Here is a 10,476-nt window from a genome sequence, read left to right as displayed (position 1 = left end):
GCCGACGACCTGCCGGCCCTGCCCCGCGATGGCGGCTTCATCGCCGAAGGATGGGACGAGAGCCTCGACGAGGCCCAGACGCTGCGCCGCGACTCGCGCCAGATCATCGCCGGGCTACAGGCGCGCTATGCCGAGGAGACCGGCATCAATGCGCTGAAGATCAAGTTCAACAATGTGCTCGGCTATTTCATCGATGTGCCGGCGCGCCATGGCGACGCGCTGATGAAGCCGCCGCATGCCGAGACCTTCATCCACCGCCAGACGCTGGCCTCCAATGTGCGCTTTTCCACCGCAGAACTGTCCGACCTCGCCGGACGCATCTCGCGCGCCGAAGAGGCGGCGAAAACGCGCGAGCTGGAGCTTTTCCGCGATCTCTGCGCGCGCGTCGAAGCTTTGTCGGACGCCATCTCGGCGGCCGGTCATGCGCTTGCCGTGATCGATGTCGCCACCGCCAATGCCGACTGGGCCGAAGAAGCGGGCGCCGCGCGCCCCGAACTGTCAGATGAGCCCGTCTTCGAGGCCGAAGGCCTACGCCATCCCGTCGTCGAAGCCTCGCTCCGCAAGACCGGGGACGGCTTTACCGCCAACGACCTGACGCTGGACGCCACAGGTCAGGCCGGCCCGCGCCTGGCGCTGGTGACCGGCCCGAACATGGCCGGCAAGTCGACCTATCTGCGCCAGGCCTGCCTCGCCATCATCCTCGCCCAGGCCGGGCTGTTCGTGCCGGCCAAGCGCATGCGGCTCGGCCTCGCCGACCGCGTCTTCTCCCGCGTCGGCGCCTCTGATGACCTGTCGCGCGGGCGCTCGACCTTCATGGTGGAAATGGTCGAGACCGCCGCCATTCTCAGTCAGGCGACCCAGGACAGTTTCGTCATCCTCGATGAGGTCGGCAGGGGCACCTCGACCTATGACGGGCTCGCCATCGCCTGGGCGGCGGTCGAGCATCTGCACAACATCAATGGCTGCCGCACCCTGTTCGCCACGCACTATCACGAGCTGACGGGCCTGGCCGAAGAGCTGGAGCAGGCCGCCAATCTCAGCCTTCGTGCCAAGGAATGGAAGGATGAGCTGGTCTTCCTGCACGACGTCCAGCCGGGCGCGGCCGACAAGTCCTATGGTGTACAGGTCGCGCGCCTGGCCGGTCTGCCCGCCCGCGCCGTGCGCCGGGCCGAGCAGGTGCTGAAGAAACTCGAGACCAAACCCGATGCCGTCGAGGCCCTGCCGCTCTTCGCTGCCGTGGCCGAAGAGAGCACGCCCTTCGAGGAGCAGACCGAAAACACGGCCCTCACCACGCTGCGCGCCATCGACCCCGACGGGCTGAGCCCGCGCGAAGCGCTGGAGATGCTTTACCGGTTGAAGGCCGAGAGCGGCGAGCCGTCCTGAGCGGGCTCGCCCGGGGCGAAGCGGACGTGGGGAAAGCCCGATATGATGCGCGGAAAGCTTGTCGACGCCACCCGACCACAGCGGCATCAATTAGTGGGGGACAATGCAGCTGTGAAAGACTGGCGCCGTTCGCAGCAGCGGACCAGCCTTGAGGCTTAGCTCTAAGGTCCAGGGACGGGACCCGGGCGGCGTCGACAATTTCGTGCAGGCAGTTTCTACCGCCAAACGCAATTCAATATTATTTCGCAACCAGTATATTCGCCTGACACGCGAAATACTAGAAAATTTTTCCGTTGTCCATGGGATCTCGATTCCAGACGGGCATCCATACAGCTCTGTCAGGCATTCTTGTCTCATCCCGGTTAGACTGTCCGCCGGCCGCCTTTTCACGCCTGGACTGTCAGCCAATCTACAGGGCCCCAAGAGATAAACTCGGTTGTATTGACGCCTTGCATTATTTCTTGATGGCAGACGCCAAACTGACACATTGTTTTTCCGCTTCATGTTCGACCTCACCCTCCCGGATCCTGTGCAGATCGCTATTGTTCTCGGACTGGTCGTCCTGGTCTTCGCCGGCTTTGCCCGCGAGCGGATCCCGGCCGACATTGTCGCCCTGCTGGCCATGGCGGCCCTGCTCATCTTCGGCATACTGAGTGTCGATGACGCGCTCGGCGTCTTCTCGAATGCCGCGCCGATCACCATCGGGGCCATGTTCATCCTCTCGGCCGCGCTCGAGCGCACCGGTGTCATCGGCGCGATTGGTAACGCAATTGTGCGCATGGCGAAGCGGTGGAGTCCTCTCGCGGCGATTGGCGCGTTGATGGTGGTGGTCATCATCATGTCGGCCTTCATGAACAATACGCCGATTGTCGTGATCCTCATCCCGGTCGCCATCCGGCTGGCCCAGACGGTCGGCATCGCCGCGTCCAAACTCCTGATCCCGCTCTCCTACGCCTCGATCTTCGGCGGCATGACGACCCTGATCGGCACCTCGACCAACCTGCTGGTGGATGGTGTCTCGCAGGAGGCCGGGCTTGCCCCGTTCGGCATTTTCGAGATCACCGCGGCCGGCCTCTGCCTTGCCGCCGCCGGCACGGTCTACATGGTGGTCGCCGGGCGCTGGCTGCTGCCCACCCGGGAGTCGCTGGCAGACCTTCTCCCCACCTCGAAGAACCGCCGCTTCATCGCCCAGGTGCTGATCCCGGTCGACTCCGTCCTGATCGGCAAGACGATCAAGGAGACCGGTTTTTCCGCCGAAAAAGGCTTCACCGTGATCGACGTCATGCGCCAGCACCGCTCCCGGCGCGACGAGCTCTCCACCCTCACGCTCGAGGCCGGCGACCGGCTCGTCCTGCGCTCGCCAGTGTCGGAAATGCTCGCCCTGCGCGACGCTGGCAATGTCGCCATCGGCCCGGATGCGGGCAAGACGCAGGCCTTCGAGCCCGTCCAGACCAGCGAAACCCATGTCATGGAAGGGGTCGTCGGCCCCGACTCCCGCCTGGTCGGCCGGCCCATCGTCGGCGCCGGTCTCGTTCGTCTCTATGGCGTCTATGCCATCGCCATTCACCGGCGCGGGGCGAATATCGGCAGCGGCGGACGCGATATCCGCTTCGACATCGGCGACACCGTCCTGGTCGAAGGCCCGCCCGCCGGCCTGCGGCAGATGTTCGATGACGGCATGCTGAGCAATCTCACCGAGACGACCGAACGGCCCATCCGCCGCGACAAGGCGCCGATCGCCATCGGGGCGATCCTGCTCGTCATGATCCTCGCCGCCTTCGGCGTGATGCCGATTGCCGGGCTCGCCCTCATCGCGGCGGCCGGCGTCATCGCGCTCGGCTGCCTCGACCACCAGGAAGCCTACAAGTCGATCCAGTGGGACATATTAATGCTGATCTTCGGCATGCTGGCGCTGGGCCAGGCACTGGAGACCTCAGGCGCGGGGGCTTTCCTCGTCAACGGCATCGCCGGACAGATCGGCCACCTGCCCCCGCTTGTCACCCTGGCAGCGGTCTACCTCCTCACCAGCCTGCTGACCGAGTTCGTCAGCAACAATGCCACCGCCATCCTGATGACGCCCATTGCCATCGGGCTGGCGACCACGATGGGCGTGGATCCGCGCGGTTTCGTCGTCGCGGTGATGTTTGCCGCCAGTGCGAGCTTTGCCACCCCGATCGGCTATCAGACCAATACGCTGGTCTATAATGCCGGCGGCTACCGCTTCACCGACTTCGCCCGCGTTGGCCTGCCACTGAACCTGCTGCTCTTCGCGGTCTCGATGCTGGTTATCCCGGTCTTCTGGCCGCTCGGGTAAGAAGCAAGCCCCACCCCGACCCTCCCCAGAGAGGAGGGGGAGCCTGCGGGGCCGTTCAGGCGACAGCCTCAATTCCTGGCGTAACGCGGCCCCCCCCCCCGCTTGCGGGGAGGGTCAGGGTGGGGCTAATCCGATCAGAACCCGTCGGCGTCGCCATCCTTGCGCATCTCGGTGGCCGCGATCCAGGCCCCGCTCTCAAAGTCGCGCATGATGGCCTGGTAGCCCCCGCCATTGGCCTCACAGCATTCGACGGTGTAGCCGCGGCGCTCCAGTTCGGCGCGGGTTTCCGGCGGGATGCCGCTTTCGAGATGGACGGTGCCCATCTCCTGCTCGCAGGCGTCGCCGGTATAGGCATCGGTCGGCTCGCAGCCGCCGGTATGCTCCCAGCGCGCGGCATCGCCGGCTTCCTGCAGGCCCATGCCGAAGTCGATCAGGTTGACGATTATCTGGGTATGGCCCTGCGGTTGCATGCCGCCGCCCATCAGGCCGAAGCTCATCCACGGCTCATACGGACAGGCCTGCTCGATCGGCTCGGCGCGGACCTGGCAGCCCGGCATGTCCTTCCGGAAGGCGAAGGCCGGGATGATCGTGTGGAAAGGCCGCTTGCCGGGCTCGAAGGCGTTCGGATGCGCGGGGTCGAGCGAGAAGAGCTGGCCACGGTCCTGGAACATGAAGCCGAGCCCGTCGGCCACAAGGCCCGAGCCCATGCCGCGATAGTTCGACTGGATCAGCGAGACCATCATGCCATTCTCGTCGGTGACGGTGAGATAGGTCGTGTCACCGTCTTCCAGTTTTGCATCGGCGGCGAAATCCATGCCCGGGTCGACGGTTGCCATCGGTTTGTCGATATCGATCAGTTTCGAGCGCTCGGCATTATAACCTTCCCGCACGAAGACCTCCGGGTCGATCCCGCTGAAGGCCGGATCGGCATAGCCCTTGGCGCGGTCGGCAAAAGCAAGCCGCTTCGCCTCGATCTGGGCGACGAGGCTGTCGGGGGAGCCATAACCCATCTCCGACAGGTTAAACCGCTCCAGCATCTGCAGCATCTGAAGCGCCGCGATACCTTGCGTGTTCGGCGGCAGTTCGCAGACCTTCACCTCGTCGCGATAGGGCACGCAGATCGGATCGACCCACTCGCCCTCATGGCTGGCAAAGTCCTCATAGGTCAGGAAGCCACCGATCCGCTCGAAATAGTCGGCCATGGTGTGTGCGATCTCGCCCTTGTAAAAGGCGTCGCGGCCTTCCGCGCCAATCGTCTCCAGCGTGTCGGCAAGGTCCGGGTTCTTGAACAGCGAGCCCTCGCGCGGGGTTGGCGAGAAATAGGTCTCGCGGGCATTGTCGAACTCCTCGATCATGCCGCTCTCGGCATACTTCTCGAAGTTCTTTTCGCTGCGCTGCCAATAATACGCGATCACTTCCGGGATGGGCGCGCCCTCGCGGGCATATTTCACCGCCGGCGCAACCAGCGTGCTCACATCCTTCGTACCGAACTTGTCATGCAGGGCGAACCAGCCATCGACCGTGCCGGGCACGGTGACCGGCGTCGCGCCATAGGGCGGGATTTCCTCGCCCTCCATATACTCGTCGGCCTTCGCCTGGATATCCTCCAGCGTGGCGCCCTGCGCAGAGCGGCCGGAGCTGTTATAGCCATAAAGCGTCTCGGTCTGCGGATCCCAGACAATGGCGAAGAGATCCCCGCCAATGCCGTTCGCCGTCGGCTCGACCAGGCCCAGCATGGCATTGGCCGCGATGGCGGCGTCGACGGCATTGCCGCCCGCCTTCATGGTGTCGAGCGCGGTCTGGGTGGCCAACGGATGCGCGGTGGCGGCTGCCGCATGCGGGGCGACCACGGCCGAGCGCACGCCATAATCCCGCCCGCTCGGCATGCGGTCGCCGGGGCCGGGCTCACTGTACGCAACGTCTTCCTCGGCAGCCGCCTCCGGCGGGCTCGCCTCCTGGGCCTGGGCCGGTGCCGCTGCACAAGCGATAAGACCTGATGCCAGACCGCTCAGCAGCCAGGCTTTCATTGTGGGGCTAAATTTCATGACTGGTTGCTCCCTATCGACGCCGTACACTTATTCCCTTATGCCAACCGAGACTTGCGGCTGAGACCGCAAAAAGCAAGCAAGGACCAGAAACAGGGCACATCATGGCATACAAGACGCTGCTCACTGAAGTCGACGACGCTGTCGCGATCGTGACGCTCAACCGGCCAGACGCGCTGAATGCGTTCAACAATGAGCTCATGGACGAGCTTACCGAGGCCCTCGACAAGTTCGACAATGATGCCTCGATCCGCTGCATTGTCATCACCGGCTCGAAGAAAGCCTTCGCCGCCGGGGCCGATATCAAGGAGATGCGCGAGCAATCCTATATCGACGCCTATTATAATGACTTCATCACCCGCAACTGGGAGCGCGCCTCCCGCATGCGCAAGCCGGTCATCGCGGCGGTGTCGGGGTATGCGCTCGGCGGGGGCTGTGAACTCGCCATGATGTGCGACTTCATCCTCGCCGCCGAGAACGCCAAGTTCGGCCAGCCGGAAATCACCATCGGCGTATCGCCAGGCGCGGGCGGTACGCAGCGTCTCACCCGGTTCGCCGGCAAGTCCAAGGCGATGGAAATGTGCCTGACCGGGCGCATGATGGATGCCGCCGAGGCCGAGCGCTGCGGGCTTGTCTCGCGCGTGGTGCCGACCGACGACCTGCTCGAGGAGGCCCGCTCGGTCGCCCGCAAGGTCGCCTCCATGCCGCAGGCGGCCGCGATGATGACCAAGGAGATGGTCAACGCCGCCTATGAAACCCCGCTCAGTCACGGGGTCCGTTTCGAGCGGCGCCTTTTCCATTCGCTGTTTGCGACACAGGACCAGAAGGAAGGCATGGAAGCCTTCGTGGAGAAGCGCGAACCGCACTTCAACAACCGCTAGGCCCGGCCTGGCACACAGAAAGACGGCGGTTTATGCAGAGACCGCTATCAGTTCCGGTTGACGGCGCGAGGGCCTTTGGGTATGTCCGCCGCTTGCGTCCGACCGGACACTCAGGAGTTATTGATGGCGAATACGAAGTCAGCCAAGAAGATGGTGCGCAAGATTGCGCGCCGCACGGAAGTGAACACCGCGCGCCGTTCGCGCATGCGCCGTTTCATCCGCAAGGTCGAGGAAGCGATCGCGTCGGGTGACCAGAAGGCCGCCAGCGAAGCGCTGAAAACCGCCCAGCCGGAAATCATGCGCGCTGCCGGCAAGGGTGTCATTCACAAGAACACCTCGGCGCGGAAGATTTCCCGCCTGAGCGCCCGTGTCAAAGCGATGGGCTGAGCCCTTCCAGGCACACATTACAAGACTGCAATTTTGCAAGACCCGCATGCTCAGCCATGCGGGTTTTTTGCGTCCCATTTTGGTACGTGTCCTGACGGCCTCTCCGGTGCGAAAAAACTGGTAAAAATGCCCTTATACACAGGCTATTAGCGCGCCCAAACTTGACAGAACATTCCATGAACAAAATACTCAAAATATTTTTTACAGCTGATAGCTCCGTGGTTAATAATTGATTCGTAAAGCCTTTTCCGGAGGTCAACGGAAGAGAGCGGCTGAGGCGACATTTTTTTGAAGAAAGTTAGCTTGCCAGCCTCAGAAGCCCTGTGTTTTAGTAAGTCCATCGACGGAAATTAGTCCCTGTACGGCGTGTTTTTATTGGCGGACCTGAAAGGTCCGGACAGGGTTCGTGTGTTCTGATCGGCACTGGAGAGTGGAACAGCAAAACACAGGAAAGGGGAAGTTCCAATGGGGCTGCAAGAAGAATCGAGCAGACGGGGCGAAGACAACCAGAAAGGGAAGACGGGCAAAGACATTCACCGCGGACGCGACATCTGGATCGATGTGCTGAACGACACGAAGACCCAGACATCCGCCGAGGATTTCGACAAATGGATTTCCGATCTCCGCTTCGTGGCCGAAGTGGATGATGAAGTCGTCATCGCTGCCCGCGACCAACTGGCATTCGACCGGATCAACAGCAATCACAGACCGATGCTCAAACGCATCTGGCGCAAGGCCGACCCCAAGGGCCGGGCGCTGAGGATCACCTGCTGGAAAGATATTCCCGCCAGCACGCGTGACCTGGTCGACAATCCCTGGGCGGCGGAGCTGAAACGTCCGGCAAAGGTCACGGAAACCGCGAGTACGGATCGTACGACCCTTGAGCCGGGCATGACCTTCGCCACCCTGATCGTTGGTGACACCAACAAACGGGCTGTCGGCCTCGCTCAGGAGATCGTTGCCGGCGGCAAGCGCGGCGCGGACGTCTCGCTCATCTATGGCCGCCAGGGCACGGGCAAGACCCATATCCTGCGCGCCATCGAGGGCGCCGTGGCACACCTCGAGGATGGCCGGCGCGTCACCTATATGACCGCCGAGGAGTTCATGACCGCTTTTGTCGACGGCGCCCGCGCCGGTGACACGCGCGATCTGAAGACCCAGGTCCGTGACAATGACCTGCTCCTGATCGACGACCTGCAATGGATTGCCGGCAAGCAGAAGACCGATGACGCCTTCTTTGCCAATATCCGCTCGGTCACGAAAAAGGGCGGACGGGTCGTGCTCACCGCCGACGAGGCGCCGGGTGACCTGAAAGGCTTCTCCCAGCGCATGCGCGGCGAACTGCTCGGCGCGGCGGCCACCGAGGTCGGCCTGCCGGATCAGGAGATGCGCCGTGAGATCGTGCGCCTGCATGCGGCCATGATCCGTCAGGACCAGCCGAACTTCGAGCTGGACGAGGAGATGATCGAGAAGATCGTGTCCACGGTGCGCGGCCCCGGCCGGGAGCTTTGCGGCGTCCTCTGGAGCCTGCAGACCGAGACCGGCTATGGCGAGGACGAGCCCGACATGGAGATGCTGGTCACGGTGCTGCGCCGCCAGCAGGGCGAATATCAGGCCCCGTCGCTGGACAATATCAAGCGGGCGACCATGCGCGCCTTCGGCCTGTCCAAGACCGAGATCGAAAGCGCAAACAAGTCGCGCACGATCTGCTATCCGCGCCAGATCGCGATGTATCTCTGCCGGGAAATGACCGACAAGTCCTACCCGCAAGTGGCCCGCGCCTTCTCCAAGAAGGACCACACCACGGTCCTGCATGCCTGGCGCAAGGTGAAGAAGGCCCTGCAAAGCGATCCGGACATGGTTCGCGACGTCGAACGCGTCCGCGAGATGGTGTTCGAGATCCAGGCGGAAGGGAACTAGGCCGCCACAGGCCGGATTCCGAAAATTCTTGCCCCTGATCGGCTTTGAGGGGCTTGCAATTTGGCCCATTTTGACAAGGGTATCCGGCCCGCTTCCTCAAGGAAGCGGGCCGATTCGCATGGGCGGGCCGGGTAGAAGGACGAGACAAGGAAGCAGCGAGAAGACTGCTGCAAGATGGGCTGATTGATGAAGCTGACGATCGAGAGAAGTGACCTGCTGAACGCGCTGTCGCATGTGCAGAACGTGGTGGAGCGGCGCAATACGATCCCGATCCTGTCCAACGTCCTGATGGAAGCCAAGGGCAGCGAGGTGACCTTCGTCGCCACCGACCTCGATATCGAGGCCGTCGACAGCGCCGATGCCAAGGTCGATAGCGAGGGCGCGATCACCGCGCCCGCCGGCACGCTGTTCGACGTGGTCCGCAAGCTGCCGTCCGGCGCCGATGTCGAGCTGGAGCTCAACCCGGAGAACCGCCGCCTCTCGATCCGCGCCGGGCGCTCGCAATTCGCGCTGCCGACCCTGCCGGCCTCCGACTTCCAGACGATGACTGGCGACGATTCCGCCATCAAGTTCGATGTCGATGCCGCCGACCTGCGCCGCCTCATCGACAAGACCCGCTTTGCCATCTCCACCGAGGAGACCCGCTACTATCTGAACGGCGTCTACCTACATGCTGCCGACAGCGATGGCGGCAAGGTGCTGCGCGCCGTCGCCACTGACGGCCACCGTCTGGCGCTCGCCGACACCACCGCGCCGGAAGGCGCCGACGGTCTGGAAGGCGTGATCGTGCCGCGCAAGGCAATCGGCGAGGTCCGCCGCCTGATCGACCAGGTCGATGGCGACGTCTCTATCGCGGTGTCGGAAACCAAGATCGTCTTCCGTGCCGGGCGCGCCGTGCTCACCTCGAAGCTGATCGACGGCTCCTTCCCGGACTATGCGCGCGTCATCCCGAAGGGCAATGAGAAGCGCCTCATCATCGACAACAAGACCTTCGAAGCCGCCGTCGACCGCGTCTCGACCGTGTCGGCCGAACGCTCGCGCTCGGTGAAGCTCTCGATCGAGCCGGGCAAGGTCATCCTCGCCGTGAACTCGGCCGAAACCGGCCAGGGCCATGAAGAGATCGAGTGTGATTATAGCGAAGACGCCATGGAGATCGGCTTCAACGCAAAATACCTGCTCGACGTCACCGCCCAGATCGAAGCCGAGGACGCCGAATTCCTGCTGAACGACCCGGCCTCCCCGGCGCTGATCCTCGATCCGGGCGATGCGGGCTGCCGCTATGTGCTGATGCCGCTTCGGGTGTAAGCGGGGGCGATGACCGCCCTTACCCGCCTGCGCCTCAGGGATTTCCGCAATTACGAGACCGTCTCGCTGGATCTCGATGGCCGGCATGTCTGCCTCTACGGCCCGAATGGCGCGGGCAAGACCAACCTGCTCGAAGCCGTCTCCCAGCTCGGCCCCGGCCGCGGCCTGCGCAGCGCGACGCTGGCCGATCTCGCCCGCCACGGCGCCGAGGGCGGCTGGACCATCTCCGCCACCGTCGATG

Annotated in this window: 8 protein-coding genes; 7 read left to right on the top strand and 1 reads right to left on the bottom strand. The window is 63.6% G+C overall.

All coding sequences use genetic code 11. The features are described 5' to 3' along the window. Positions 1–1,383: DNA mismatch repair protein MutS (gene mutS, locus B8784_RS00975; RefSeq protein ID WP_084395759.1), on the top strand; the 1,383-nt coding region annotated here is incomplete at its 5' end. Positions 1,384–1,885: 502 nt separating this feature from the next. Next, positions 1,886–3,697, top strand: a complete 1,812-nt coding sequence (locus B8784_RS00970; protein ID WP_084395760.1) for an SLC13 family permease — start codon at positions 1,886–1,888, stop codon at positions 3,695–3,697. 134 nt (positions 3,698–3,831) lie between these two features. Here B8784_RS00970 and B8784_RS00965 read toward each other — a convergent pair whose 3' ends face one another. Then, on the bottom strand, positions 3,832–5,742 hold the full coding sequence (locus tag B8784_RS00965; RefSeq protein WP_084395758.1) for a gamma-glutamyltransferase family protein: 1,911 nt from the start codon (positions 5,740–5,742) through the stop codon (positions 3,832–3,834). Positions 5,743–5,846: 104 nt separating this feature from the next. Between B8784_RS00965 and B8784_RS00960 the strand changes: the two genes are divergently transcribed. From B8784_RS00960 to B8784_RS00940, 5 genes are all read left to right on the top strand, one after another. Continuing rightward, positions 5,847–6,623: an enoyl-CoA hydratase gene (locus B8784_RS00960; RefSeq protein ID WP_084395757.1), complete on the top strand. Its 777-nt coding sequence runs from the start codon at positions 5,847–5,849 to the stop codon at positions 6,621–6,623. A gap of 123 nt (positions 6,624–6,746) precedes the next feature. After that, positions 6,747–7,010 (top strand): 30S ribosomal protein S20, encoded by a 264-nt coding sequence (rpsT, locus tag B8784_RS00955; protein ID WP_084395756.1) that lies wholly within the window; start codon positions 6,747–6,749, stop codon positions 7,008–7,010. A 465-nt stretch (positions 7,011–7,475) separates the two neighbouring features. After that, positions 7,476–8,930, top strand: a complete 1,455-nt coding sequence (locus tag B8784_RS00950; RefSeq protein ID WP_084395755.1) for a DnaA ATPase domain-containing protein — start codon at positions 7,476–7,478, stop codon at positions 8,928–8,930. Positions 8,931–9,116: 186 nt separating this feature from the next. Beyond that, on the top strand, positions 9,117–10,235 hold the full coding sequence (dnaN, locus tag B8784_RS00945) for a DNA polymerase III subunit beta (RefSeq protein WP_084395754.1): 1,119 nt from the start codon (positions 9,117–9,119) through the stop codon (positions 10,233–10,235). 9 nt (positions 10,236–10,244) lie between these two features. Next, positions 10,245–10,476, top strand: a 232-nt coding sequence (locus B8784_RS00940; protein ID WP_158085535.1) for an AAA family ATPase, incomplete at its 3' end; no start/stop codon positions are given.

Origin of the sequence: Henriciella aquimarina, from assembly GCF_002088975.1 — a bacterium.
Lineage (GTDB): Bacteria > Pseudomonadota > Alphaproteobacteria > Caulobacterales > Hyphomonadaceae > Henriciella > Henriciella aquimarina.
This window is presented reverse-complemented; position numbering and strand designations above follow the sequence as displayed.

What these genes read in the sequence shown, in the direction of transcription:
- B8784_RS00970 (WP_084395760.1), top strand. Translation starts at nt 1,886, where the DNA reads ATGTTCGACCTCACCCTCCCGGATCCTGTGCAGATCGCTATTGTTCTC.
- B8784_RS00965 (WP_084395758.1), bottom strand. Translation starts at nt 5,742, where the DNA reads ATGAAATTTAGCCCCACAATGAAAGCCTGGCTGCTGAGCGGTCTGGCA.
- B8784_RS00960 (WP_084395757.1), top strand. Translation starts at nt 5,847, where the DNA reads ATGGCATACAAGACGCTGCTCACTGAAGTCGACGACGCTGTCGCGATC.
- rpsT (WP_084395756.1), top strand. Translation starts at nt 6,747, where the DNA reads ATGGCGAATACGAAGTCAGCCAAGAAGATGGTGCGCAAGATTGCGCGC.
- B8784_RS00950 (WP_084395755.1), top strand. Translation starts at nt 7,476, where the DNA reads ATGGGGCTGCAAGAAGAATCGAGCAGACGGGGCGAAGACAACCAGAAA.
- dnaN (WP_084395754.1), top strand. Translation starts at nt 9,117, where the DNA reads ATGAAGCTGACGATCGAGAGAAGTGACCTGCTGAACGCGCTGTCGCAT.